Raw genomic sequence first — 24,904 nt, forward strand, 5'->3', positions numbered from 1 at the left:
CCCTGACGTGCGCACCCGACTCCTCCCGCTGCTCATCGTGCTGATGGCGGGCGTGCTGCTCGCCCTGGGCTTCCCGCTCGCCGCCAGCCTCGCCGCGTCCGAGCAGCAGCGGGTCGTCGTCGACCGGCTCGACGACGCCGCGCGCTTCGCCGCCCTCGCCCAGTTCGTCAGCGAGAGCAACCCCGGCACCGACGAGCGGCAGGCCACCCTCAGCGGCGAACTCGCCAGCTACCACGACGTGTACGACATCCGCGCCGGGATCTTCTACCGCGACAACCGCTCCATGGCCGCCGCACCCGAGGACTGGGTCGTCCCGTACGCGGGGGAGGGCAGGCGCGCCTTCAACGAGGCCCTGCTCGGACGCCGCAGCCACGACCCGTCCCAGGTCTGGCCCTGGCAGGGCGACGCACGGCTCATCATCGCCTCCCCCGTCGTCCGCGACGGGGACGTCGTCGCCGTCGTCGTCACCGACTCGCCCACCGGACAGCTCCGCTCCCGCATCCTGCGCGGCTGGCTGCTGATCTTCGCCGGCGAGGCCGCCGCGATGCTGCTCGCCGTCGGCGCCGCCTTCCGGCTCACCGGCTGGGTGCTTCGCCCCGTCCGCGTCCTCGACGCCGTCACCCACGACATCGCCACCGGGCGGATGAACTCCCGCGTCTCCGCCACCGGCGGACCGCCCGAACTGCGGCGCCTCGCCCACTCGTTCAACGAGATGGCGGACAACGTCGAGGACGCGCTCGAACAGCAGCGGGCCTTCGTCGCCGACGCCTCCCACCAGCTGCGCAACCCGCTCGCCGCGCTCCTCCTGCGGATCGAGCTGCTCGCCCTGGAGCTCCCCGAGGGCAACGAGGAGATCGCCTCCGTACGCACCGAGGGCAAGCGCCTCGCCCAGGTCCTCGACGACCTCCTCGACCTGGCGCTCGCCGAGCACGCGGCGGCCGAGCTGCGGCTCACCGACGTCGGCGCGCTCACCGCCGAGCGGGTCGCCTCCTGGCGGCCGGTCGCCGAGGACAAGGGCGTCACGCTGACCGGGGAGTGCGGGGCGGTCACGGCCTGGGCGGACCCGGTGGCCCTCTCCAGCGCCCTCGACGCCGTGATCGACAACGCGCTGAAGTTCACCCCCGCCGGAGAGTCGGTCGCGGTCACCGTCGCCCCCGGCCGGTCGACCGTCTCCGTCGTCGTCGCCGACCACGGGCCCGGCCTCACCGAGGAGGAGCTCGGCCGGGTCGGCGACCGCTTCTGGCGCTCCGGCCGCCACCAGAACGTCAAGGGCTCCGGCCTCGGCCTCTCCATCGCGCGCGTCCTGCTCACCGCGGGCGGCGGAAGTGTGGACTTCGCCCCGAACGAGCCGCACGGGCTGAAGGTGACGGTGACGGTCCCGAGGGACGCGCCGGAGCGCTAGGGCGCTGGGCCGCCAGGGCGCTAGGGCTTCACCGACCGGTAGTAGCGGCGGGCGCCGTCGTGGAGCTCCAGGGGTTCGGTGTAGACGGCGGTGCGCAGGTCCACCAGCTGGGCCGGGTGGACCTGGCTGCCGATGAGGTCGCGGCTCCTGATCACCGTACGGGTGAAGCCCTCCACCAGGTCCTTGTCGGCGTCCACCGTGGTGACCAGCAGGTTCGCGACCGCCAGGGTCTCGACGGGCCGGCCGTCCTGGGCCTTGTCGTACGCGTCCGCAGGGATCACCGCCGACCGGTAGTACCGGGTCGACGCGCCGACGTCGTGCAGCCGGTCGATCAGCTGGGAGTCCAGCGGCACCAGCCGGATCGGGAAGTGCTCGGACAGCGTCTGCACCGCCGCGGTCGGCAGTCCGCCCGACCAGAAGAAGGCATCGAGCTCGCCCCGCTGCATGAGCTCCGGCATCGTGTCGATGCCCGCCGCGACCGACCGTACGTCCAGGTCCGGGGTCAGACCCGCCGCCGCGAGCACCCGGTCCGCGATCAGCCGCACCCCGGATCCGGCCTGGCCGACCCCGACCCGGAGCCCGCGCAGGTCCTTGACGCTCTGCACCGGGGAGCCCTTGGGCACGACGAGCTGTACGTAGTCGTCGTAGAGCCGTGCGCAGCCGCGCAGCCGCTCGAAGCCGGCCCTGCGCTCGCGCTGGTACTGGGCCACCGCGTCGGCCGTCGCGACGGTGAAGTCGGCCTCGCCCGTCGCGACCCTGGCCAGGTTCTGCTGGGAGCCCTCGCTGTCCTTGAGCGTTATCGACACCTCGGGCAGGTCCCGGGCCAGGGCGTCCTTGAGGAGTGCGCCGTACTTCTGGTAGACGCCGGTGGGGACACCCGTACTGAAGGTGATCGAGCCGTGCGGGACGGGGGAGCCGAAGGGCATCAGCCACCACACCAGCACCCCGCACAGCGCGAGCAGCGCGGCCGAGGCCACCAGGACACGGCGGCGGGCGGCACGGGAGAGCGAGGCGAACATGCGGCGATCCTGCCAGGCCGCGGACGTGTCTGGCCAGGCTCGGCGGTGCCGGGGGCCCGTGCGGGTGCGCGCACGGGCCTGCGTACCGATCAGTAGGCGAGTCGGTGGGTGATCGGTGGGCGAGTCAGTAGGCGAAGCCGGACTTGCCCATCACCGTCGACGCGACGCGGGTGATCCCGCTGCCCGGCGGCAGGGCCGTGGTCGTGCCCGGGGGCACGGTCGTGGAGCCGTCGCCGAGCTGGGCGGCCGCGTTGGCGCCCCAGCTGATCACCGAGCCGTCGTCGAGCGCGGCCAGGGTGAAGTCGATGCCGCCCGCGATGTCCTGGACGCCCCTGATGTTGTCCAGGATCACCGGGGTGGTGCGGTTGGCGGCCGTTCCGTCGCCGAGCTGGCGGTCGGTGTTCTTGCCCCAGCCGGCCAGGCTGCCGTCGTCGAGGACGGCGAAGCCGGACGCGGAGGTGGCGAAGACCTTGGCGGCGGAGTCGATGTAGGCGACGTCCACCGGAGTGCTGCTGTCGACGACGGTGTCGTTGCCGAGCTGGCCCTCGGTGCCCTTGCCCCAGGCCTTGACGGTGCCGTCGACGGTGAGCGCGAGGACGTGGTCGCAGCCCACGGAGATGGCCGCGACGTCGACGAGGTCGGGGACCTTCTGCGGGGTGTCGCGCGAGGTGTTGTTGCCGGTGCCGAGGCGTCCGTTGTCGCCCTTGCCCCAGGTCCAGACCGTGCCGTCCTGCCGGAGCGCCACGCTGAAGTCGCAGCCCGCGCCGACGTCCTTGACCTTGTCCAGGCTCTGCACCGGGACCGGGACGCGCTGCGGGTTGGTGGTGTCCTGGCCGGTGCCCAGCTGCTTCGAGGCGTTGCTGCCCCAGGCGAGGATCTCGCCGTCCTTGACCGCGAGGGCGTGGTTGAGGCCGGCGGAGACCTCGCTCACTCCGGAGAGTCCCGCGACGGTCCCGGGGAAGGGCTGGGCGACGAGGGTGCCGTTGCCGAGCTGGCCGGTGGCGTTGTTGCCCCAGCTCTTCACGGTGCCGTCCCTGAGGAGGGCGACGGCGAAGCCGTTGGAGACGGCGGCGGTGCCGGTGCCAGTGGTGCCCCCGCCCCCGGACATCTCGCGGACGTCCTCGCGGGCGATGCCGGTGACGGCGGCGGGCGTCTGCTGGGCGACGAGACTGCCGTTGCCCAGCTGGCCCTGGGCGTTCTCGCCCCAGGCCCGTACCCAGGGGTCGCTGGCGGTGGCGGCGTGGGCGGGGAGGCCGGGCGCGGTGAGGGCGGTGACCGCCGTGAGGGCGGCGAGCAGGAGGGTGCCGCGTGATCGGGTCATGACCATGGGAGGCCTTTCGGGTCGGTGGGCGTAGCTGGACTTCCAGGCGGTGGAGGCGGCCACCCGGGGCGCCCCGGAGAGCCCGGCGACGGCGGCGGGGAAGGGCCGTCGGGTGGTGGTTCCGTCGCCGAGCCGGCCGTTGGCGTTCCCGCCCCGGGCCTGGGCCGTGCCGTCGCCGGGGAGGGCGGCGGCGAAGGCGTTGACGTCGTTCCCGCCGCCTCCCGCGCGTTCGCGGACGCCGGTCCGGGCCGGGCCCCGGACGCCGGCCGGGGCCTGCTGGACGAGGGCGGTGCCGGTGCCGAGCTGCCCGGCGCCGTTCGCGCCCCAGGCCCGTACCCATGGATCGCCGGGACCGGCGGCCCCGGCGCGCGGGACCGCGCATGCGAGGAGGGCGGGGGCGGCGGCACCGCGCAGGCTCGTGCGGAGGACGGCGTCAGTACGCGTACGTCGTGTTGCCGGCGAGGGAGACGGCCACCGCCTTGATCGCCGAGCCCTGGTTGAGGATCTTCACCGATTCGTACCGGGCGACCGTCGTGCCGTTGCCGAGCTGGCCCTCGCCGTTGAAGCCCCAGGTGACGACGTCGTCGGCCGTGACGGCGACGCCGTGGCGGAGGCCCGCCGCGAGGTGCTGGACGCCCTCCAGGCGCGGGATGACGACGGGGGCGGTGCGGTTGGTGCGGGAGACGTTGGCCTCGAAGGTCTCGTCCTCCTCCAGGAGCTGCCCGTACTGGTTGTTGCCCCAGCCCCAGACCTTGCTGTCGCTCGTCTGGACGTAGTTGTGGAAGGCGCCCGCCTCGATGTCGGAGACGTCCGTGAGCCAGTCGACGTCGACGGGGACGGTGGAGGACTTGGTGGAGGAGTTGCCGAGCTGGCCGTAGAGGTTGTAGCCCCAGGACTTGACGGTGTAGTCGGAGGTCAGCGCGAGGGCGTGGTGGCAGCCCGCGTCGATCTCGACGATGTCCTTCAGGCCCGTGACCTGCGTGGGGACGGGACTGGTGGCGCGGCTGCCGTTGCCGAGCTGGCCGTGGATGCCGCGGCCCCAGGCGTACACGGTGCCGTCCTCCAGGAGGGCGAGGCTGAAGTCGCAGCCGGCCGAGATCTGCTTGACCTTGGGCATGCCCTGGACGCGATCGGGGAAGCTCCGGTGTTCGCCGGTGTGGTTGTTGCCGAGCTGACCGTAGGCGTTGTCGCCCCAGGAGTAGACCTGACCGTCGGTGTCGAGGGCGAGGCCGTGCGCTCCGCCCGCGGCGACGTCCTTGATGTTGTTCAGGTGCGGGACGATCGTGGGCACGGTCTGTTTCGTGTTGCCGCCGGTGCCGAGCTGGCCCGCGGAGTTGTTGCCCCAGGCCTTGACCGTCTTGTCGGTCCGGGCGAGCACGAACGAGTCGGCCGAGGACGTGCCGCCGGCCGAGATCTGGTCGACGTCGCCGCGGAACAGGCTGGTGACCGAGGACGGGCTGAGGCTGTCGGCGAGGGTGCCGTTGCCGAGCTGGCCGGTGTGGCCGGCGCCCCAGGCCAGCACGGTCGGGTTGCCCTCGTTGGCGCTCGCGGCCGGGGCGACGGCCGGTACGGCGGCGAGCGAGGCGGCCGTGAGGACGGCGGCGGCGAACGGGAGGCCGCGGAAGGGGGCGCGCAGGGGACTGCGGCGGGTACGGGACATGGCTCTGCTGCGGAACATGGCTCTGCTCTCCTTCGATGGGGACATACGGGAGCGCTGCGCCCGCTCGGCCGGCGGCCCCGCGGGGGAGGGCGGGGGCGCGCGTGCGTGGGGCGCGGGTCATGCGGACAGGCCGTGCCGGGCCCTTGGGCATGGGGTGCCCATGGGCGGGTGCGGCGGCCGGGACGGGCCGCCGGGCACAAGAGCAGACTGTCCGAAAAGGATCACTCCGGCGAGCCGGAACCGCTGAAACACCCGTCTGACGGACGCCCGTTCGGGGTGGTGCGGGGAGGGGCGCGTTAGCCCTCCGGGCGGCCGTCGCGCCGAGCCGCCCGCCCACGGCCGGCGGGCCGCCGAACGGCGGCGGCCGGGGGAGTGAGGACCCCCGCCGCATGCGGTCGCCCGGCCCCTCGCCTACGGCCCGGATCCCCTACGAACGGGTGGACCCGGAGGTCTGTGACGAGGCCCGCGAAGACCTCCGGTCCGGCCCCTCGCGGTGGCTCCGAGTGCGCTCCGCCGAAGTGGTGAGCGGGCCCGTCGGCGCGCGCCGCGCCGTGTGTCGCGGCGGGCCGCCGGGGCCCCGGCGGTTAGCGTCGAGGCACGCTCGGTGATCTTGAGGACAGTCCCCTGTCCGCCCCTGGCGCCCCCTTCCGAGCCGCCCAACTCACCCCTGTCCCAAGGGAGTTCCCATGCCCCACGTGAAGGCCTCGCCGCGCCGTGCCCTCGGCGCCGTCCTGCTCGCCGCAGCCCTGGCGCTGCCCCTGGCCTCCGTCGCCCACGCGGAGGACTGCAAGCCGGACGACAAGGTCTGCCAGGACCAGAAGGACAAGGAGGCCAACGAGAAGGAGGCCAAGGAGATCGCGGAGAGGCAGAAGAAGACCGAGGAGGCCGCCGGTCAGGCCGACAAGGACATCAAGGACGTCGGCAAGAAGATCGACGAGTGCCCGCCCGGCTCGGAGGCCTGCATGGGCAAGCTCACCTCCGGCAAGGGCGCCGCCGAGGAGAAGGGCGTCAAGGACATGACCGACACCCTCTCCACCTACCAGCCGGAGCCCGCCGACAACGCGCAGTCCGCCGTGACCTCCACCTGCGCGGACTTCCCCGCCTCCCTGCCGCAGGGCTCCACCGACCCGGGACAGTCCCCCTTCCCGGTCGCGCAGCTCTGCTCCCTGCTCGGCTCCTGACCCCACCCGCCCCCCCGCGTCCCGAAGCCCGGCCCCTGACCCCACCCGCTGTCCCCCCACGTCCCGAAGGGTTCCTCCGTCATGTCTCCGCGCCGTCCCCGCGCCGCCCTGCCCGTGCTCGTCCTCGCCCTCGCCGCGCCGCTCACCCTGCTCTCCCCGCCCGCCACCGCCGAGGAGGGGCCGGGCGAGACCCCCGCGCCCCGTGCCGTCACCGCCGACGGCCGCCCCGCGAAGATCGCCGACGTCCTGGAGTACTGCGGGACCAGGCGCACGGCCTGCACCTTCACGATCGACCCCAAGCAGGACCGCGAGTACGCCACCGCCGTCAAGTCCCTGGGCAACGCGGTCGTCAACTGCACCAAGAGCGACATGAGCGTGGACCGGACCGTCACGCTGCGGACCAGCAGCACCGACAACATCGGCGGCGAGATCTCCGGGAAGATCTCCGCCGAGGGCTCGATCAGCGTCTCGGGCGAGGTCACCACCAACCTCGTCAACGACATGACCATGGAGAACAAGACGCCCAACCTCAAGGACGGCCCGACCTCGACGAACGGCACCAAGACGAGCGTCGCCACCGGTGGCAAGGTCGCCGGCTCGATGAGCGCCAAGCTCGCCTTCGAAGCCGCCTTCAAGGCCACGTACTCCAAGTCCTGGACGATCGACAACACCGAGGCCACCACGTACAGGACCACCGTCAAGCCCTACGACATGCTGGTCTTCGGGGCGAGCGCGGCCATGCGCCGCGTGGTCGGCAGCCTCAGGACGGACAAGGGGGCGCGGATCCTCGGCATCCGCGTCGACAGCCCCTCCATGGTCAACAACAGCACCTTCGTCGCCCAGACGTACGCCGTCCCCGACATGCTCTGCGGCCGCAAGCGCCCCGCCTCCGACACCGCGCCCGACGGCGACAACACCCGTACCGTGCCCGGGTTCCAGCACGGGACGCGGGAAGTGCCGGCCACCCGGGCGGTGCCGCCCGGCGCCGACCCGAAGCGCGAAGTCGTCCTGCCGTCCGCCGCCCGCTGACCCGGAGGAGAACCCCGCCATGAACCGCTCCCTCTCCGCGCTCACCGTCCTCGGGGCCGCCGGACTGCTGCTGCCCGCCCTCCCCGTCTCGTACGCGGCGCAGACCGCCCCCGCCGAGCAGACCGTCAACGTCCTCAACGGCGACTTCGCCGACCCGGTCATGAGCGGCGCCGGCCCCACCACCGTCGGCCTGGACCACTGGACCGGCTCCAACCAGCGCTACTCGCCCACCGCCTCCGGCCGCACCGACAACGCCCACGGCGTCGCCCTCCAGAAGGACGGCAACAGCCTCCGGCAGCGGCTGCGCGGGGTGCGCGCCGGGGCGCGGGTGACCGTGACCTACGAGGACAGCCCGGCCGTCTCCAAGGAGTGCACCGGACCCGAGGTCGCCGACGGCCAGCCGTACACGGTCTCCGGCTCCGGCGGACCGGTCCTGGAGGTCGTCACCGACGGCGACCCCGGCCGGGTGAAGGGCACGGCCGGCAAAGGAGTGTGGACCGGCCGCGCCTACGCCTTCACCGCCGGCGAGAACGAACCGGTGCTCACCTTCACCTCACGCGTCACCGACTCCAAGACCCATGTGACCTGTACGCCGATGATCGCCCGCATCCGCGCGACCGAGGTCCCGCCCGCCCTCGACAAGACCGTCGACAAGACGCGGCTCGGCACCTCGGAGGCGTACAAGGGCAACGAACGGGAGAGCTCCCTGCACAACGCGGCCGCCTCCTGCAACGGCGAGAACGCCTGCACGTTCCGGCCCGACGCCCGGACCTCCTTCCGCTACTACGACAAGGCGCGGGTCGTCGGTGAGGCCTTCGTCAACTGCACCCGCAACACCCTGGAGCACAGCCGGCTCCTCTCGTACGCCGAACGCAGCCACGACAGCATCTCCCAGACGTACGCCGACGCCGGCCTCGCGCTCCCCGAGGTGGCCAGACTGCCCACGACCGGCGACAGGACGGAGGACGAGAAGCGGATCAAGGACCGGCCGATGGCCGCCCAGTTCGCCCTCGCCTACGAGAAGGGCTGGCAGCGGCCCTGGCAGTGGTTCAGCAGCGACCAGCGGACCGTCGTGGAGCGGATCCAGCCCGGCGAGGTCAGCTGGGTCGAGCTGCAGCCGAGCCGCGAGCGGGTCGAGGGCTGGTTCCTCAGCAAGAAGGACGACTACCGGCTGCACGCCGTCGTCGACGGGCCCTCCCGCGCCGTGCCCGACCGGCTGCTCCAGCGCACCGGGCCCATGTCCGAGGCCGAGAAGCAGCGCTGCGCCGCCTCCCGTCCCATGACCACCACCCCGGTGGGCGCGGACGCGCCCGCGAGCTCCAGCGACAAGGGCCTCCTCAAGATGCCCGCGCCGACGGCCCCGGGAGTCCGCGCCGCTTCCCGGAGCCTCACGCTGAACTAGCCCCGGGGCGCGCCGCCTCACCCCGCCACGGCGGTGAGGCGGCGCACCACCTCGTCCCGGCCCAGGGCGCGGGCCACGGCGGACAGGTCGGGGCTGCGGGTGGCGCCCGTGAGCGCGACCCGGGCCACGTTCGCCACGACGCGGGGCGGTCCCGCCCAGCGGTCCGGGTCCCGGCGCCAGGAGGCCGTGTCCGGGGCGAAGCCGTTCCGTACGGCGATCTCCCCGAGCCCCGCGAACCACTCGTCGGGGGAGACGGCGGCGAACTCGGCTGCGATCCTCCGCACCTGGTCCTCGGGAAGGCCGCCGTAGCGGTCGTCGCCGGGCGCCGGGACCGGGCCGAACAGCTCCGCGAAGAAGAAGCCGTACCGGTCGCGGAAGCACGACCAGCGATCCAGGTCCTTGCGGGCGGGCGCGTCCTCCGGCCGGCCCGTCGCCACCGCCGCCAGGGCGAGCCCCTCGTGGCGGGCGAGGACGGAGCCGAGCTCCGGGTCGTACTCCCGCGCCCAGGCGAGCAGCTGCGCGTACAGCTCGCGCGGGGGGAGCGAGGCGATGAACTCCCGGCTCAGGGAGTGCAGTTTGGGCAGGTCGAGCAGGGGCCCCGAGGGGCGCATGCCGTCGAGCCGGACGTCGGCGGCGAGCGCCTCGGCGGTGGGCACGTCCATGAGCCGGATGTTGGCGAGGCCCCGCAGATAGTGCTGGACGGCGGCCGGCGGATAGCCGGCCGACAGGTAGTAGTCCACCGACGCCTCGGGGTCCTTGCGCTTGCTGAGCTTGCGGCGCGAGGACCCCTCCGCCTTCATCAGCGGGGCGAGGTGCGCGTACGCGGGCGGCTCGAAGCCCAGCGCCGCATGCAGCTGCAGATGGACCGGGGTCGAGGAGAGCCACTCCTCTCCGCGCACCACCAGCGTCACCCGCATCAGGTGGTCGTCCACGACGTGCGCGAAGTGGTAGGTGGGCAGCGGCAGTTCCTCCTGGGAGGACTTGAGCAGGACGATGTCGTTGCCGTTGTCCTGCATCGTCACGGAGGACCGGATGCGGTCCGTGAACCGGACCCGGCCGGGGAACTCGTACGGGCAGCGGAACCGCACCACGTACGGCTCGCCCGCCGCGAGTCGCCGCGCCGCCTCCTCCGGCGCGAGCGTCCGGCACGGCGCCCAGCGCCCGTAGTAGCCGAGCGGCGAGCGGCCCGCGCGCTGCTCCTCCGCGCTCCGGGCGAGCAGCTCCTTGCCGCAGAAGCAGGGGTACGCGCGGTCCCGCCGCAGGAGCTCGCGGACATGGCTGAGGTAGACGTCCCGGCGCTCCGACTGGAGGTACGGCCCCCACGCCCCGTCCCCGGCGGCGCCGCCCTCGTCGGGCGCGAGCCCGAAGGCCCCGAGCAGACGCGAGAACTCCCCGGCCGCGCCCGCCACCTGGCGCGACCGGTCGGTGTCCTCGACGCGCAGCACGTGCGTCCCGCCCGACTGGCGGGCGAGCGCCCGGGACACCGCCGCCGTGTAGAGGCCGCCGATGTGCAGGTGTCCGGTGGGGCTCGGGGCGAAGCGCGTGACCTCGGCGCCGTCCGGCAGGGCGCGCGGCCCGAACCGCCGCTCCCAGTCGGCCGGTTCCGGGAGATCGGGCGGGAACATCGCGTTGATGACGGACAGGTCGAGCACGGTGGACTCCCTCCTGGGGTTCCTGGAGAGATCCACGGTAGGCCGGTGACCGGCCGATTCGAGGGGCCCGGGGCGCGAGGCTGCGGAACTCCGAACCCTCTTCGGCGTTGTGGGCCCCCAGGAGCGCCGGGGGTCAGTAGCGTCCCGAGGACCGTTCCGCACGAGGACCACAAGGGGGTGTGTGATGGGCGGCACGCGCGCGGTGGGCCTGCTCGCACTCGGCTCCTTCGCCATGGGCACCGACGCCTACGCGATGGCCGGACTGCTCCCGGACATGGGAGCCGACCTGGGCGTCTCCGTCTCCCTCGCCGGCCAGTCCGTCACCGCCTTCACCCTCTGCTACGCCCTGGCCGCGCCGCTCCTCTCGGCCGTCCTCGCCCGCTGGGGCACCCGTACCGTCCTCGTCACCGCGCTCGTCGTCTTCGTCCTCGCCAACGCCGGTACGGCGCTCGCCGGTTCGTACGCCGCACTCCTCGGCACCCGCGCCCTCGCCGGCGCCGGAGCGGGCCTCTTCACCCCGGCCGCCGCCACCGCCGCCGTCGCGCTCGTCCCGCCCGAGCGGCGCGGGCGCGCCCTCGGCCTGGTCCTCGGCGGGATGAGCGCGGGCACCGTCCTCGGCGTGCCGCTCGGGCTGCTCGTCGCGGCGGGCTCCGGCTGGCGGGCCGCCCTCTGGCTGATCACCGCGCTCGGTCTCGCCGCGCTCCTCGGCGCCGCGACCGCGCTGCCGCCCGTACGGGGAGCGGCGGCGCCCTCGCTGCGGGACCGGATCGGAGCCCTCGGCCGCCCCCGGGTCGCCGTCGTCGTCGCCGTCACCTTCACCCAGACCGTCGCCAGCCTCGGGCTCTACACCTACCTCGAACCGGTCCTGCGCCGCGTCGCCGACGTGGACAGCGCGGTGCCGTACCTGTGGGTCTGGGGCATCGGCGGGGTCTGCGGCAGCCTCCTCGCCGGAACCCTCGTCGACCGTACGGGGAAGCCCGCCCGCCTCGCCGTCACGCTCCTCGGCGTCCTCGGCGGCACCCTCGCGCTGCTGCCGTGGACCGGCTCCGTCCCCGGCCTCGTCCTGCTGCCCCTCCTGGTCTGGGGCGCGGTCGGCTGGGCCTTCGTCGTCCCCCAGCAGCACCGGCTCCTCACGCGGGACGGCGGGGCCGCCGCCGTCGGCCTCAACAGCTCCGCCACCTACCTCGGCGGCGCCGTCGGCTCCGCGCTCGGCGGCCTCGCCCTCGCCCGCGGGCTCGACGCCCGCCTGCTCCCGCTCCTCGCCGCCGGGGCCGCGCTCGCGGGAGTCCTCTTCCACCTCACCGTGGCCCGGCGCACCACCGGGCCCGACCTCCCGGACAACGCACACGGGGCCGGAGCCGCGGCCGAGGCCCCCGAAAGGAACGCCTCATGAAATTCGGCGTCAATCTGCCCAACTACGGGCCCGAAGCCACCCCCGACGCCCTCGCCGACTGGGCGCTGCGGATCGAGGCGATGGGCTACCACTACGCCATGGTCTCCGACCACGTGGCGCTCACCCCGGACGTCCAGCACCTCTTCCCCGCCCCGTTCTACGACCCCTTCGCGACCCTCGCCTGGCTCGCCGGGGTCACCAGGACGGTGGGGCTCGGCACGACGGTGACGATCCTCCCGTACCGGCACCCCGTGCACACCGCCCGCGTCGCCGCCAACATCGACCGGTTCAGCAACGGCCGGCTCGTCTTCGGCGCGGCCGCCGGCTGGGCCGCCCGGGAGTTCGCCGTCCTCGACGTGCCGTACCGCAAGCGCGGCGCGATCAGCGACGAGTACCTCGCCGCGATCAAGGCCTGCTGGGCCCACGAGGTCGCCTCCTTCGACGGCGCCCACGTCTCCTTCCGCGAGGTCCACACCGGGCCGCTGCCCGTGCAGCGGCCCGGACCGCCCGTCTGGGTCGGCGGCCACAGCTACGGGGCCCTGCGCCGGGCCGTCCGCCTCGGCGACGCCTGGCACCCCACCTCCGTCTCCGGGGACTGGCTCCTCGGCGTGGGCCTTCCCACGCTCCGCCAGGTCGCCGAGGAGCAGGAACTCCCGGTGCCCGCCCTCTGTCCCCGGATCAAACTGCGGGTCACCACCCGGCCGCTGGGCCCGGGAAGGCTGCTCGGCGAGGGCGCCCTGGCGCAGATCGCCGACGACCTCGGACTCCTCCAGGACCTGGGCGCGGGCGCCGTCGTCCTCGACCCCACCTACCCGGGCGACCGGCGGGAGGCGGGCCGCACCGCGCGGGACCTCGACGTCCTGGAGACACTGGTCAAGGAGGTCATCGACGTGGACGCCGGCTGCGTACGATGACGAGACGCTGACGCTTCGACGGGGCGAAGGGGGAGGGAGTGCGGGACGTGACCGATCCGGACCTGCGGAAACTGCGCGTGCTCAGGGAGCTCAGCGAGCGCGGCACCGTCAGCGCCGCCGCCCAGGCGCTCCACCTCACCCCCCAGGCCGTCTCCCAGCAGATCAGCGCCCTGGGACGGGAGTTGGGCATCCAGCTCACCGAACCCTCCGGGCGCCGGCTGCGCCTCACCGGCGCCGCGCGGATCGTCCTCCGGCACGCCGACGCCGTCTTCGCCCAGGTCGAGCAGATGCGCGCGGAGCTCGCCGCGCACCGCAGCGGCGAGCACGGCGAGGTGGCGGTGGCCGGCTTCTCCACCACCCTCTCCGCGCTGATCCTGCCCGCCGTGGCCCGGCTGCGGGAGACCCGGCCGCTCCTGCGGACCTCGCTCGCCGAGATCGACCCGCCGGAGAGCTTCTCCCTGCTGCACCGCGGGGAGACGGACGTCGTCATCTCCGCCGACACCACGGGGGCGGTCGGCGAGGACCCGCGCTTCCACCGGGTGTCGCTCTGCGACGACCCCTTCGACATCGCCCTGCCGGAGGGCCACCGGCTCCTCGACAGTCCCCGGCTGCTCCTCGCCGACCTCGCCGAGGAGACCTGGATCTTCGCGACCACGGGCATGTGCCACGACATCGGCGTCGCCGCGTGTACGGCCGCCGGGTTCACCCCGCAGGCCTCCCACGCCATCGGCGACTGGGACGCGACCCTCGCGGCGGTGCGGCTCGGCCTCGGGGTCGCGCTCGTCCCGCGCCTCGCCAAGCCGGCGCCGCGGCCCGAGGTGACGATCCGCGCCTTCAGCGAGCGGGCCCCGTCCCGCACGGTCTTCGCGGCCGTACGGGAAGGCAGCCAGAGCTCCCCGGAGATCGCCGCGGTCCTGGACGCGCTGCGCACGGTCGCCAGGGCGGCCGTCGCCGTCTGACCGGGCGGAACGCGATTCGCCACGGCTGGTGGAAGGTACCGTCCACCAGCCGTTGCTGGACCCGCGCGGCCGCCGCTGCGAGGCTCGGACCCGTACCGCGGACCACTTCGCGCGTCCCCTTCTTCTCCCCTTGTCCTCTTCTGGAGCGGGAACACCCATGTCCAAAGCCACGTACACGCGGCTGGCCGCGCTCAGCCTCATCTGGGGCTCCGTCTTCCTGTGGATCAAGATCGCCGGTTACGGCTTCTCCCCCGTGCAGATGGTGCTCATCCGGCTCGCCCTCGGCGCCGTCGTCATCCTCGCCATCGGCTACGCGAAGGGGCTCCGGCTGCCCAAGGAGCCCGCCACCTGGGGCCACCTGACGGTGGCCGCGCTCCTCGGCAACGCCGTCCCCTGGACCCTGTACGCCGAGGGCGAGATCGACGGCTCCAGCAGCGTCGCCGCCGTCGTCAACGGCAGCGCGCCCATCTGGACCCTGGCGGCCGCGCTCCTCCTCGGCCAGGAGAAGCGCGTCTCCGGCTACAAGGCGGGCGGCGTGCTGCTCGGCCTCGGCGGCACCGCGCTCATCGCCTCCCCCTGGAACGCGGCCTCCGCCGGCACCGGCTGGAGCATCCTCTGCTTCGTCCTCGGCTCGATCAGCTTCGGCGCCAGCTTCGCGTACATGGGCAAGTTCCTCGTGGGCAAGGGCATTCCGCCGCTCATGCTGGCGGGCGGTCAGCTCAGCGTGGCGACCGTGCTCCTCCTCGCCGCCTTCCCGTTCCTGGGCCTCCAGGCCGTCACCTGGCGCGCCGACTCGGTGGTCTCGGTCCTCGTCCTCGGAGTGGTCTGCACCGGCCTCGCCGCGCTCCTCAACTTCGAACTGATCATCAAGGACGGGCCCACGGTGGCCTCCACCGTCACCTACCTGATGACCGCCGTGGCCGTCGTCCTCGGCGCCGTCGTGCTGCGCGAGCCGCTCGGCTGGACCGTCTGGCTGGGCGCCGTGGCGGTGCTCGCCGCCACCGGACTGCTGCGCCGCAAGCCCCGCCCGGCGCCCGAACCGGCCCCCGAGACCGCCCCCGTACCGACGCCGGCCGCGGCCGATTAGCCGTACCGCCGGAACCCATGAAATGCCGGGCCGCCGCCCGCAACATTGTGTTCATTCAATGGGCGGGCGGTGGATGGTAGCGTCACAAGTGGAAACACCCGGCCTTTATGGGGGAGTCGCACGTGGCTTTTGTGGTCGAACTCGTTTTCCGTGGCAATGAGACGGACCGGTTGAGTTTCGGAGAGGCCCACCGGGCCTACTGGAAAAGAATGTCCGCGCGCGGCATCCTGCTCGGCGGCGGACCCTGGCGGGACGGCACCGGGGAGTTCCTGGTGTGCGAGGCCCCCGACCGCCGCACGCTCTTACGGGTGCTGTACGCCGACCCGTACGCACAGGCACAGGTCATCGGCGAACTGCGGGTCCGCGAATGGAACGCCGTCATGGGGCACGTGGTCCTCGCCGGACTCGAACGGTCCACCGGTGGAGCCGGGACCCACGAGCGAATACGCGGGGGCGCGCCGGCCCCCGTCACGCCGCCCACCCCTCCGGGCGCGCGCGAGGAGCTGACCGCCCACGAGCGGCGCATCGCCACGATGATGCTCGACGGCCTGACCAACAAGCAGATAGCCGAGTCCTTCACGGTCTCCACCCGGGCCGTGGAACTGCACATCACCCGGATCTACCGGAAGCTCGACATCCGCAGGCGCGCCCAACTGGCCGCTGCCATCGACCGGTTCGAAGCCGCGCTGGCCTGCTGACCCGCACCTCCTCACACACACCGACGATGGGAGTCGCCATGCCGCTGGTCGAGATAACCGTTCCCGAGGGCACCCTCTCCGAAGCCGCGGCGGAGGTCCTGCAGCAGCGGGTCGCCGACTCCGTGCTGACGGCCATGGAGCTGCCCGGCACCGAGTTCTTCGCCGCCGCCACCTGGGTGTACGTCCGCGAGGCCGCCAAGGGCTTCGCGACCACCGGCACCGGCCGGCCCCCGGGCGTCCTCGTCGTCGTCACGCCCCTGGAGGGCTTCCTCACCCCCGAGCGGAACGAAGCCCTGTCCGCCGAGGTCACCCGGCACGTGCGCGAGGCGACCGGGCCCGACACCGTCGTCTGGCTCGTCGTCAACGAGATCCCGGAGGGGAACTGGGGCGTGAACGGCGCGCTGACCCGCCGCGCGAAGATCGACGAACTCGTCGCCGAGGCGGCCCGCGCCAACTGAATTACATATTCCTTTTCTCGGCCGGCGGCGCCGCACCGTATTCACGGTGCGGCGCCGTTCGCATTTCCGCGGACTGCGGGCAGAGGTGCGGATTCCCGTATCGATGTACGGATCGCCCCGCCCGTACGGTGATGTCAATGGCACCGACGGATGGGAGAGACTCGCTCATGGCTCTGCAATCGGCGCCGCGACTCGGTGTGGTGGTTCCCTCCGGGAACGCCGCCGCGGAACCCGAGATCGGCAGCCTCGTAAGCCCCGCATTCAATGTCCACACCTCGCGGTTCCCGGTACTTCCCGGAAAAGACCTGCGCGGCCGTCTGGAAAAGTACAACGACGTGCTCCCCGAGGTGCTGGGGAATTTCGGCGGACTGCGTCTCGACGCCGCCGTCGTCTCCTGCACCGGCTCGCACTACCTCCTCACCCCCGAAGGCGACCGCGCGCTCTGCGCGGAACTCTCCGAGAAGGTCGGAGCGCCCGTGCGGTCCGCCGCCCTGGCCATCCTCGACACCGCGCGCGCCGTCGGCGCCGAACGGCTCGTCCTCGTCTCGCCGTACGAGCCGTGGCTCACCGAACTCTCCCACGCCTACTGGGAGTCGGCCGGTCTCACGGTCGACCGGATCGTCAAGATCCGGGCCGGCGCGCGCTTCTCCCCGTACGACGTGACCACCGACGAACTCGTCGCCCAGGTCCGGGAGGCCGAACTCCCCGAGGACGCGACCCTGCTGTTCACCGGCACCGGCATGTTCACCTTCGACGCGCTCGCCGAGCTCGGCGAGGACAGCGGCCGCACCCTGCTCACCTCCAACCTGGCGAGCGCCTGGTGGGCCCGGGACGCCCTGGGCCTCCCGGCCGACGGCCCGGACGCCCACCCGCTGCTCCGGCGGCTCGCGGAGCGCCGCGCCGCCGTGGCCGCGTCGTGAGCGGCCATACCGGCCGCCACGAGCCGGTCGCCGTCGTCGGCGCCGGACCCGTGGGCCTGACCGCCGCGCTCGTCCTCGCCCGCGCCGGAATCCCGGTGACCGTCCTGGAGTCCAGGAACGAACTGGCCACCGAGTCCCGCGCCTCCACCTTCCACCCCGCCACCCTCGACCTCCTCGGCGAACTCGGCGTGGCGGCCGCCCTGCGCCGCCAGGGCCGCACCGTCGACCGCGTCCAGTGGCGCGACCTCGACGGCGGCGTGCACGCCGAGCTGGACTACGGACTGCTCGCCGGGCACACCCGCCACCCCTACCGGCTCCACGTCGAACAGGCCCGGCTCACCCCGCTCCTGCTCGCCGAACTGACCGCGACCGGCCTCGCCGACGTACGCTTCGGGGCCACCGCCACCGGAGCCACGGAGACCGGCGGCGGGGTGCGGCTGCGCGCCGAGGACGCGGCGGGACGGGCCACCGTCACCCACCACCCGTACGTCCTGGCGGCCGACGGCAGCCGCAGCCGGCTGCGCGAGCTCGCCGGACTGCCCGGCACGGCCGAGGAGTACCCCGACTACGCCCTCCGCGTGGTCACCGACTCCCCGCTCGACGAGCTGGTCCCCGGGCTCGCCCCGCTGACGTACGTCCGCGACCCCCGGGGCTCGTACAGCGCCCTCGGGATGCCCGACCACTGGCGGCTCATCTTCCGGATCCGGCGCGGGACGCCCCGCGACGAGGTCCTCGCGCCGGAAGCCGTACGGGCCCGGGTCGCACGGGCCCTGCCCGGCGCCGCCGGACGCGCCGTACGCGTCACGGACGCGCACACCTACCGCCTCGCGCGGTTCCTGCTGCCCGCCTACCGGGCCGGCCGGGTCCTGTTCGCCGGGGACGCGGCCCACCTCACCTCCACCGCCGGCGGCCTGAACATGAACTGCGGCCTCCACGACGCGGTCGAGACCGGCCGGGCCCTCGCCGGCGTCCTGCGGGACGGCAGCGGGGACGAGGCCCCGCTCGACGCGGCCCTCGCGCGGCGCCGCTCCATCGTCGAGACGGCGGTCCTCCCGCGCAGCGAGGCCCGCACCGCCGGCCTGGACAGCCCGGCCGAACTCCCCGCCCGCCTCGCCGACCTGCGGCGCACCGCCGAAGACCCCCGTACGGCCACCGACTACCTGCTCAAGGCATCACTTCTCGACGTCGCACCACGACCCCTGAAAGGTGACGCACATGCGGATCTGGTTTCACAAGCACACCGTTGAGGGACGCCTGCCGCTGCTCGACCAGTGGTACCGCGAACACCTCGACGCGATCGCCGCACCCGGCACCACCGTCGACATCAAGACCCTGCCGGCCGACACCTACCCCGACCGCACCCCCTTCGGCCTCGTCGGCCACCACTCCGCCCAGGTCCTCTTCAGCCGGCACTTCTCCGAGTCCGCGCTCGTCGCGGAGCGGGAGGGCTACGACGCCTGGGTGATCGCCGCCGGCCAGGACCCCGGCCTGCGCGACGCCCGCCACCTCGCCTCCATCCCCACCCTCGGATACGGCGAGACGGCCTTCTTCCTCTCGGCGCTCACCGGGCAGCGCTTCGGCGTCCTCGGCTTCATGCCGCCCCTGGAGGAGCCCATCAGGGCCAACATCCGCCAGTACCGCCTGGAGTCCTCGCTCAGCTCCTACGAGGTCGTGCCCGGCGGCTGGGACTCCGTGCACCGCTCCCTGGAGGGCGACTTCGACGAGTTCGTCGAGGTGTACTCGGCGGCCGCCCTGCGCGCCGCCAAGGCCGGGGCCGAGGTCATCATCCCCGCCGAGGGCATCCCCAACGAGATCCTCTGGCACCTCGGCATCCACGAACTCCACGGCCTGCCCGTGATCGACCCCGCCGGACTCGCCGTGAAGCTCGCGGAGACCCTCGTCCAGCTCGGCGAACTGAAGCTCTTCCAGCGCAGCGGCCACGGCTACTGGTTCAGCCGCCCCGACGAGCCCGTCGCCAAGCACCTGGAGCAGGTCTTCCTGGGCTCGGCGCTCTAGGAGATGCCGTGTCCGAGGTCCCGCACCACCCACGTCCCCGACCGCTCGCCGCCACGCCCCTCAAGGAGTCACGCCCATGACGTACGACGCCTACGGCCGCAACACCGCGGCCACCGACCCCGCCGCCCCCTACTACCGCCCGCGCCGCCTGCGCCGCACCCCCGCGCTGCGCCGCTTCGCCGCCGAGACCCGCGTCGGCCCCGCCAACCTCGTCCAGCCCCTCTTCCTCCGCGAGGGCCTCACCGAACCGCGTGAGATCCCCTCCATGCCGGGCGTCTTCCAGCACACCCGCGACACCCTCCGCAAGGCCGCCGCCGAGGCCGTCGCCAACGGGGTCGGCGGACTCATCCTCTTCGGCATCCCCGAGCACAAGGACCCCACCGGCACCGGCGCCGTCGACCCGGACGGCATCCTCCAGGTCGCCCTGCGCGACGTCACCGCCGAGGTCGGCGACTCCACCGTGATCATCGGCGACATCAACCTCGACGAGTACACCGACCACGGCCACACCGGAGTCCTCGACGCCAACGGCGACGTCGACAACGACGCCAGCATCGAGCTGTACGCGCAGGCCGCCGTCGTCCAGGCCGACGCCGGCGCCCAGATCGTCGCCCCCAGCGGCATGATGGACGGCCAGGTCCGCCGCATCCGCGAGGCCCTCGACCAGGCCGGGCACCAGTCCGTCGCCATCCTCGGCTACTCCGCCAAGTACGCCTCGCACTTCTACGGCCCCTTCCGCGACGCCGTCGAGTCCACCCTGCGCGGCGACCGCAAGGGCTACCAGCAGTTCCCCGGCAACATCCGCGAATCCCTCCTGGAGGTCTCGCTCGACGTCGCCGAGGGCGCCGACCTCGTCATGGTCAAGCCCGCCCTCGCCTACCTCGACATCGTCCGGCTCATCGCCGACCACGTGCAGGTCCCCGTCGCCGCCTACCAGGTCTCCGGCGAGTACTCCATGGTCGAGGCGGCCGCCGCCAAGGGCTGGATCGACCGCGACCAGGTCGTCCGCGAGAGCCTCGCCTCCATCCACCGCGCGGGCGCCACCCAGATCATCACCTACTGGGCCTCCGAGTTCGCCCAGAGCCTGGACCGGTGACCCGGTGACCTCGTCCTCCACCATGCTGGTCCTCGGCATCAGCCATGCCAGCGCCCCGCTCGACCTCCTGGAGAGACTCGCCGGCACCGACCGGCCCGCCGAGGAGCTCGTCTCCGACGTCACCTCCGTCGACGGCATCGACGCCGCCGTCGTCGTCTCCACCTGCAACCGCCTGGAGATCTACGCCGAGACCCGCGCGGCCACCCCCGAACTCGGCGGCCTCGGCGAGCTGTTCGCCCAGCACACCGGCGTCGACCACGAGGAGATCGCCCCGCACCTCTACAGCCACCACGCCGACGGAGCCGTACGCCACCTCTTCGCCGTGGCCTCCGGACTCGAATCCGTCGTGGTCGGCGAGGACCAGATCCTCGGCCAGGTGAAACTGGGCCTCGAACGCTCCCAGCGCCTCGACCGCACCGGCCGCGTCCTCGCCAAGGCCGTCCAGACCGCCCTGCGCGTCGGCAAGCGGGCCCGCAACGAGACCGGGCTCAACGAGGCCGGCCGCTCCCTCGCCACCGCCGGACTCGGCTTCTTCGAGCGCCGCGTCGGCTCCCTGCACGGCAAGACCGCCCTCGTCATCGGCGCGGGCGCCTTCGCCGGCGTCGTCGTCGCCGCGCTGCGCCGCTCCGGCCTCGACCGGGTCCACGTCGCCAACCGCACCCCGGAGAAGGCCCAGCGGCTCGCCGAGACCACCGGGGGAGCGGGCTACGACCTCACGGACCTGCCCCGGCTCCTCACCGAGGTGGACGTCGTCGTCGGCGCCACCGCCGCCACCGGCCACCTCGTCACCGCCCGGGACGTCGAGGAGGCCCTCGCCGCCCGGGACGGCCGCGAGCTGTTCCTGCTCGACCTGTCGCTGCCGCACAACATCGCGCCCGCGGCCGCCGAACTGCCCGGCGTCACCTTCGTCGACCTGCGCCGGATCGCGGAGGAGGGCCAGGAGGACGAGATCTCCGCCGCCAGCGTCCAGGCCGCGCACGAGCTGATCGACGCCGAGGTCGAGCAGTTCCGCACCGGCCTCCGGCTCGCCGGAGCCAAACCCGTCCTCACCGCCCTGCGCACCGCCGCCACCGAGGCCGCCGAGGCCGAACTCGACCGGCTCGCACGCCGGTTGGACGGCCTCGACGGCGCGGCGCGCCAGGAGATCGGCCGCAGCGTCCGCCGCATCGTCGACAAGGCCCTGCACCAGCCCACCGTCCTCGTGCGCGAGCTCGCGGCCGACCCGGACGGCGCCCGGCACATCGCCGCCTTCACCCGCCTCTTCGCCGCGGCGGAAACACCCCGTGACAGCGACACGAACGACCCGAACGAGAAGAAGATCGAGGCCATCGCATGAGTGACATCTCGGCCCTCTGGGAAGCCGAATCCATCGCCGTCATCGGGGCCAGCGAGCGCCCCGGAGCCCTGGGCCGCAAGCCGCTCGACTACCTCCTCCGGTACGGCTACAAGGGCCGCATCCTGCCGGTCAACCCGCGCTCCCCGGAGATCCTCGGCGTCCCCGCGTACCCCAGCGTCAAGGACGCCCCCGGACCCGTCGACCTGGCCCTGATCATGGTCTCCGCCGAGCGGGTCCCCGGCGCCGTCGACGACTGCGTCGCCGCCGGGGTCAAGCTCGCCGTCATCGCCTCCTCCGGCTTCGCCGAGACCGGCGAGGAGGGCGCCCGCCTCCAGGCGGAGGTCGTCGCCAGGGCCCGCGCCGGAGGCCTGCGGATCATCGGCCCCAACTGCATCGGGGCCGTCGGCTACGAGAACCGCGTCCTCGCCACCTTCAGCCCGCTCTTCGGCGCCGAGTCCGTGCCCTTCGAGCCCGGCACCCTCGCCTTCGTCAGCCAGTCCGGCGCCCTCGGCTTCGGCGCCGCCAGCCTCGCCCTGGAGCGGGGCCTGCGCCCCGGCTGGGTGGTGTCCACCGGCAACGACGCCGACGTCACCGCCCTCGAAGTCCTCCGCGAACTCGCGACCGTCCCCGAGGTCACCGGCCTCCTCGGCTACCTGGAGGACACCCCGGACATCGGCACCCTCCGCGAACTGGCCGGCTCCGGCAAGCCCGTCGCCCTCCTCAAGTCCGGCCGCACGGAGGCGGGCGGCCGCGCCGCCGCCTCCCACACCGGCGCCCTCGCCACCGACGACCGGGTCCTGGACGCCGCCCTGCGCGGCCTCGGCATCGTCCGCGTCGACGACATCGACGAACTCCTCGACGTGGCGCGGGTCTTCGAGTCCGAGCGCCGCCCCGCCGGGAACCGCGTCGCCGTCGTCACCACCTCCGGCGGCTCCGGCATCCTCGCCGCCGACGCCGTCGAGGCCCACGGCCTGGAGCTCAGCACCCTGGAGCCGCGCAGCAAGGAGGCGCTCGCCGAGATCGTCCCCGCCTTCGGGGCCATCGACAACCCGGTCGACATCACGGCCACCGTCCTCAGCGACCCGTCCCTCTTCGACCGCTCCCTCGACGTCCTGATCGCCGACGAGACCGTCGACATCATCGTCGCCGCCTTCTGCGTCATGGCCGGACCCGACGTCGAGAAGGCCGTCAACGCCCTCTCCCGCGCCGCCGTGAAGGGCGGAAAGCCGATCCTCGTCGCCCGCACCGGCGCCGACTTCCTCGCCCCCGACGCCCCCCGCGACCTGCGCGAGGCCGGCCTCCCCGAGTACCCGACCCCGGCCCGCGCCCTGCGCGCCGCCGCCGCCCTCTGGGAGGTCAGCCGCCCCCGTACGCTCCCCGGGGCCCCGCGCCCCGGGACCGTGCCCGGCCCCGGCGCCGAGGCCACGGAGCCGCAGCTGAAGGCCCTCCTCTCCGAGGCCGGGATCGCCGTGCCGAAGGGCCGGATCGCCGCGAACGCCGAGGACGCGGCCGCGGCCGTCACCGAGGTCGGCGGTACGGCGGTGCTCAAGGCCGTCGTCCCCGGCCTGCTCCACAAGACGGAGGCCGGGGGAGTGGAGATCGGCGTCACCGCCGCCACCGCGCCCGAGGCGTACGAGCGGCTCGCCGCGCTCGGCGGCCAGGTCCTCGTCGAGGAACTCGTCGGCGAGGGAGTCGAGTTGATCGTCGGAGTCCACACCACCGACCTGGGCCCGGTGCTCACCGCCGGTCTCGGCGGCATCTTCACCGAGGTCCTCGACGACGTCGGCCACCGCCTCCTGCCGCTCGCCCCCGGCGAGGGCGCCGAGCTCCTCGCCGGACTGCGCGGCGCGAAGATACTCGCCGGCACGCGCGGCCGGGCCGCCGCGGACGTCGAGGCCGCCGCCGCACTCCTCCACAAGGTCGGCGAACTCGTCCAGGACTGGCCGGCGGGCTTCGCCCTCGACCTCAACCCGGTGCGGGTCCTCCAGAAGGGCGCGGTCGTCCTGGACGCCGCGCTGAGCGTGCAGGAGGCGGCCCGATGAGCAGCGCGCAGACCAACAGCAAGGCCCTCTTCGACCGCGCCCGCCGGGTCACCCCCGGCGGCGTCAACTCCCCGGTCCGCGCCTTCGGCGCCGTCGGCGGCACCCCCCGCTTCATCGCCTCCGCCGAGGGCCCGTACCTCACCGACAGCGACGGCAACGAGTACGTCGACCTCATCTGCTCCTGGGGCCCGATGATCCTCGGCCACCGCCACCCGGCCGTCGTCGAGGCGGTCACCCGGGCCGTGGAGCGCGGCACCTCCTTCGGGGCGCCCTCCGCCGGAGAGGTCGAACTCGCCGAGGAGATCGTCGACCGGGTCGCCCCGGTCGAGCAGGTCCGCCTGGTCAGCTCCGGCACCGAGGCCACGATGTCCGCGATCCGCCTCGCGCGCGGCTTCACCGGCCGCAGCAAGATCGTGAAGTTCGCGGGCTGCTACCACGGCCACGTGGACGCCCTCCTCGCCTCCGCCGGCTCCGGCCTCGCGACCTTCGCGCTGCCCGACACCCCGGGCGTCACCGGCGCCCAGGCGAGCGACACGATCGTCCTGCCGTACAACGACCTGCCGGCCGTCGAGAAGGTCTTCGCCGAGATCGGAGACGAGATCGCCGCCGTCATCACCGAGGCGGCCCCCGGCAACATGGGCGCCGTCCCCCCGCTGCCCGGCTTCAACGCCGGCCTCAAGGAGATCACCGCCCGCCACGGCGCGCTCTTCGTCTCCGACGAGGTCATGACCGGCTTCCGGGCCAGCCGCTCCGGCTGGTACGGCCGGGACGGCGTCGCCCCCGACCTCCTCACCTTCGGCAAGGTCATGGGCGGCGGCTTCCCGGCGGCGGCCTTCGGCGGCCGCGCCGACGTCATGGGCCACCTCGCCCCGGCCGGACCCGTCTACCAGGCGGGCACCCTCTCCGGGAACCCGGTCGCCACCGCCGCCGGCCTCGCCACCCTCCGGCACAGCACCCCCGAGGTGTACGAGCGGCTCGACCAGGTCTCCGCCACGATCGGCGCCGAGGTCTCCGCCGCCCTCACCAAGGAGGGCGTCGCGCACCGGGTGCAGTACTCCGGCACCATGTTCTCGGTCTTCTTCGGCGAGGACGCGGTGGTGGACTTCGACGGGGTCCGCGCCACCGAGGCGTACCGCTACACCCCGTTCTTCCACGAGCTGCTGCGACAGGGCGTCTATCTGCCGCCCTCGCCCTTCGAGGCCTGGTTCGTCTCGGCCTCGCACGACGACCGGGCCGTGAGCCGGGTGGTCGAGGCGCTCCCGGCGGCCGCGGCGGCAGCGGCGGCGGCGAAGCGCTGAACCGCACGCAGGGAAAAGCCC

21 protein-coding genes are annotated in these 24,904 nt (G+C 73.6%); 17 read left to right on the forward strand and 4 right to left on the reverse strand.

From position 1 onward, the window contains the following. The first annotated feature begins 7 nt into the window (after window positions 1–7). Window positions 8–1,402 (forward strand): ATP-binding protein, encoded by a 1,395-nt coding sequence (locus ACH4TP_RS33980; protein WP_398190927.1) that lies wholly within the window; start codon window positions 8–10, stop codon window positions 1,400–1,402. A gap of 20 nt (window positions 1,403–1,422) precedes the next feature. On the opposite strand, the gene ACH4TP_RS33985 is transcribed toward ACH4TP_RS33980, so the two are convergent. The 3 genes from ACH4TP_RS33985 to ACH4TP_RS33995 all read right to left on the reverse strand — a co-directional run bounded on the left by ACH4TP_RS33985 (window position 1,423) and on the right by ACH4TP_RS33995 (window position 5,420). Then, window positions 1,423–2,421: a TAXI family TRAP transporter solute-binding subunit gene (locus ACH4TP_RS33985; RefSeq protein WP_398190924.1), complete on the reverse strand. Its 999-nt coding sequence runs from the start codon at window positions 2,419–2,421 to the stop codon at window positions 1,423–1,425. A gap of 124 nt (window positions 2,422–2,545) precedes the next feature. Beyond that, window positions 2,546–3,742: an RCC1 domain-containing protein gene (locus ACH4TP_RS33990; RefSeq protein ID WP_398440103.1), complete on the reverse strand. Its 1,197-nt coding sequence runs from the start codon at window positions 3,740–3,742 to the stop codon at window positions 2,546–2,548. Window positions 3,743–4,175: 433 nt separating this feature from the next. Continuing rightward, complete coding sequence (locus ACH4TP_RS33995) at window positions 4,176–5,420, reverse strand: RCC1 domain-containing protein (protein ID WP_398190919.1); 1,245 nt, start codon at window positions 5,418–5,420, stop codon at window positions 4,176–4,178. 668 nt (window positions 5,421–6,088) lie between these two features. Between ACH4TP_RS33995 and ACH4TP_RS34000 the strand changes: the two genes are divergently transcribed. The 3 genes from ACH4TP_RS34000 to ACH4TP_RS34010 all read left to right on the forward strand — a co-directional run bounded on the left by ACH4TP_RS34000 (window position 6,089) and on the right by ACH4TP_RS34010 (window position 9,014). Beyond that, window positions 6,089–6,583, forward strand: a complete 495-nt coding sequence (locus tag ACH4TP_RS34000) for a hypothetical protein (protein ID WP_398440104.1) — start codon at window positions 6,089–6,091, stop codon at window positions 6,581–6,583. Between the two features lie 81 nt (window positions 6,584–6,664). Further along, the gene (locus ACH4TP_RS34005) at window positions 6,665–7,612 is read left to right on the forward strand and encodes a hypothetical protein (protein ID WP_398440105.1); all 948 of its coding nucleotides are present in this window, start codon (window positions 6,665–6,667) and stop codon (window positions 7,610–7,612) included. A 19-nt stretch (window positions 7,613–7,631) separates the two neighbouring features. Then, window positions 7,632–9,014, forward strand: a complete 1,383-nt coding sequence (locus ACH4TP_RS34010) for a hypothetical protein (protein WP_398440106.1) — start codon at window positions 7,632–7,634, stop codon at window positions 9,012–9,014. A 17-nt stretch (window positions 9,015–9,031) separates the two neighbouring features. Here the strand turns inward: ACH4TP_RS34010 and ACH4TP_RS34015 are convergent, their stop codons facing one another. Beyond that, window positions 9,032–10,666, reverse strand: coding sequence for a glutamate--tRNA ligase (locus ACH4TP_RS34015; RefSeq protein ID WP_398440107.1), 1,635 nt, complete (start codon window positions 10,664–10,666; stop codon window positions 9,032–9,034). A gap of 184 nt (window positions 10,667–10,850) precedes the next feature. Between ACH4TP_RS34015 and ACH4TP_RS34020 the strand changes: the two genes are divergently transcribed. From ACH4TP_RS34020 to hemL, 13 genes are all read left to right on the forward strand, one after another. Then, window positions 10,851–12,059, forward strand: a complete 1,209-nt coding sequence (locus tag ACH4TP_RS34020; protein ID WP_398440108.1) for an MFS transporter — start codon at window positions 10,851–10,853, stop codon at window positions 12,057–12,059. Continuing rightward, window positions 12,056–12,973: a TIGR03619 family F420-dependent LLM class oxidoreductase gene (locus ACH4TP_RS34025; RefSeq protein WP_398440109.1), complete on the forward strand. Its 918-nt coding sequence runs from the start codon at window positions 12,056–12,058 to the stop codon at window positions 12,971–12,973. The genes ACH4TP_RS34020 and ACH4TP_RS34025 overlap by 4 nt, the downstream gene beginning before the upstream one ends. Window positions 12,974–13,011: 38 nt before the next feature. After that, a complete protein-coding gene (locus tag ACH4TP_RS34030; protein ID WP_389236606.1) occupies window positions 13,012–13,932 on the forward strand; it encodes a LysR family transcriptional regulator in 921 nt (306 codons plus the stop codon). A gap of 157 nt (window positions 13,933–14,089) precedes the next feature. Next, window positions 14,090–15,019, forward strand: a complete 930-nt coding sequence (locus ACH4TP_RS34035; RefSeq protein WP_398440110.1) for a DMT family transporter — start codon at window positions 14,090–14,092, stop codon at window positions 15,017–15,019. Window positions 15,020–15,189: 170 nt separating this feature from the next. Then, window positions 15,190–15,717, forward strand: a complete 528-nt coding sequence (locus ACH4TP_RS34040) for a LuxR C-terminal-related transcriptional regulator (protein WP_389236610.1) — start codon at window positions 15,190–15,192, stop codon at window positions 15,715–15,717. Window positions 15,718–15,743: 26 nt separating this feature from the next. Continuing rightward, complete coding sequence (locus tag ACH4TP_RS34045; protein WP_389236612.1) at window positions 15,744–16,175, forward strand: 4-oxalocrotonate tautomerase family protein; 432 nt, start codon at window positions 15,744–15,746, stop codon at window positions 16,173–16,175. A gap of 335 nt (window positions 16,176–16,510) precedes the next feature. Beyond that, window positions 16,511–17,095 (forward strand): arylmalonate decarboxylase, encoded by a 585-nt coding sequence (locus tag ACH4TP_RS34050; RefSeq protein WP_398190894.1) that lies wholly within the window; start codon window positions 16,511–16,513, stop codon window positions 17,093–17,095. After that, window positions 17,092–18,342 (forward strand): FAD-dependent oxidoreductase, encoded by a 1,251-nt coding sequence (locus ACH4TP_RS34055; protein ID WP_398440111.1) that lies wholly within the window; start codon window positions 17,092–17,094, stop codon window positions 18,340–18,342. The genes ACH4TP_RS34050 and ACH4TP_RS34055 overlap by 4 nt, the downstream gene beginning before the upstream one ends. Further along, the gene (locus ACH4TP_RS34060) at window positions 18,311–19,111 is read left to right on the forward strand and encodes an aspartate/glutamate racemase family protein (RefSeq protein WP_030692337.1); all 801 of its coding nucleotides are present in this window, start codon (window positions 18,311–18,313) and stop codon (window positions 19,109–19,111) included. The genes ACH4TP_RS34055 and ACH4TP_RS34060 overlap by 32 nt, the downstream gene beginning before the upstream one ends. A gap of 76 nt (window positions 19,112–19,187) precedes the next feature. Then, window positions 19,188–20,207, forward strand: coding sequence for a porphobilinogen synthase (hemB, locus tag ACH4TP_RS34065; protein ID WP_389236618.1), 1,020 nt, complete (start codon window positions 19,188–19,190; stop codon window positions 20,205–20,207). A 4-nt stretch (window positions 20,208–20,211) separates the two neighbouring features. Beyond that, a complete protein-coding gene (gene hemA, locus ACH4TP_RS34070; protein WP_398440112.1) occupies window positions 20,212–21,543 on the forward strand; it encodes a glutamyl-tRNA reductase in 1,332 nt (443 codons plus the stop codon). Continuing rightward, complete coding sequence (locus tag ACH4TP_RS34075; RefSeq protein ID WP_398440113.1) at window positions 21,540–23,585, forward strand: acetate--CoA ligase family protein; 2,046 nt, start codon at window positions 21,540–21,542, stop codon at window positions 23,583–23,585. Before hemA ends, ACH4TP_RS34075 begins: the two co-directional genes overlap by 4 nt. Then, window positions 23,582–24,883, forward strand: coding sequence for a glutamate-1-semialdehyde 2,1-aminomutase (hemL, locus tag ACH4TP_RS34080; protein ID WP_389236624.1), 1,302 nt, complete (start codon window positions 23,582–23,584; stop codon window positions 24,881–24,883). Before ACH4TP_RS34075 ends, hemL begins: the two co-directional genes overlap by 4 nt. Window positions 24,884–24,904 lie beyond the last annotated feature (21 nt).

This window comes from Streptomyces sp. NPDC021012, from assembly GCF_044333355.1.
Taxonomy (GTDB): Bacteria; Actinomycetota; Actinomycetes; order Streptomycetales; family Streptomycetaceae; genus Streptomyces.

Excerpts from the sequence above, each read along its gene's own strand:
- ACH4TP_RS33985 (WP_398190924.1), bottom strand. The coding sequence starts at position 2,421 with ATGTTCGCCTCGCTCTCCCGTGCCGCCCGCCGCCGTGTCCTGGTGGCC.
- ACH4TP_RS33990 (WP_398440103.1), bottom strand. The coding sequence starts at position 3,742 with ATGACCCGATCACGCGGCACCCTCCTGCTCGCCGCCCTCACGGCGGTC.
- ACH4TP_RS33995 (WP_398190919.1), bottom strand. The coding sequence starts at position 5,420 with ATGTTCCGCAGCAGAGCCATGTCCCGTACCCGCCGCAGTCCCCTGCGC.
- ACH4TP_RS34000 (WP_398440104.1), top strand. The coding sequence starts at position 6,089 with ATGCCCCACGTGAAGGCCTCGCCGCGCCGTGCCCTCGGCGCCGTCCTG.
- ACH4TP_RS34005 (WP_398440105.1), top strand. The coding sequence starts at position 6,665 with ATGTCTCCGCGCCGTCCCCGCGCCGCCCTGCCCGTGCTCGTCCTCGCC.
- ACH4TP_RS34010 (WP_398440106.1), top strand. The coding sequence starts at position 7,632 with ATGAACCGCTCCCTCTCCGCGCTCACCGTCCTCGGGGCCGCCGGACTG.
- ACH4TP_RS34020 (WP_398440108.1), top strand. The coding sequence starts at position 10,851 with ATGGGCGGCACGCGCGCGGTGGGCCTGCTCGCACTCGGCTCCTTCGCC.
- ACH4TP_RS34025 (WP_398440109.1), top strand. The coding sequence starts at position 12,056 with ATGAAATTCGGCGTCAATCTGCCCAACTACGGGCCCGAAGCCACCCCC.
- ACH4TP_RS34035 (WP_398440110.1), top strand. The coding sequence starts at position 14,090 with ATGTCCAAAGCCACGTACACGCGGCTGGCCGCGCTCAGCCTCATCTGG.
- ACH4TP_RS34045 (WP_389236612.1), top strand. The coding sequence starts at position 15,744 with ATGGGAGTCGCCATGCCGCTGGTCGAGATAACCGTTCCCGAGGGCACC.
- ACH4TP_RS34060 (WP_030692337.1), top strand. The coding sequence starts at position 18,311 with ATGCGGATCTGGTTTCACAAGCACACCGTTGAGGGACGCCTGCCGCTG.
- hemB (WP_389236618.1), top strand. The coding sequence starts at position 19,188 with ATGACGTACGACGCCTACGGCCGCAACACCGCGGCCACCGACCCCGCC.
- ACH4TP_RS34075 (WP_398440113.1), top strand. The coding sequence starts at position 21,540 with ATGAGTGACATCTCGGCCCTCTGGGAAGCCGAATCCATCGCCGTCATC.
- hemL (WP_389236624.1), top strand. The coding sequence starts at position 23,582 with ATGAGCAGCGCGCAGACCAACAGCAAGGCCCTCTTCGACCGCGCCCGC.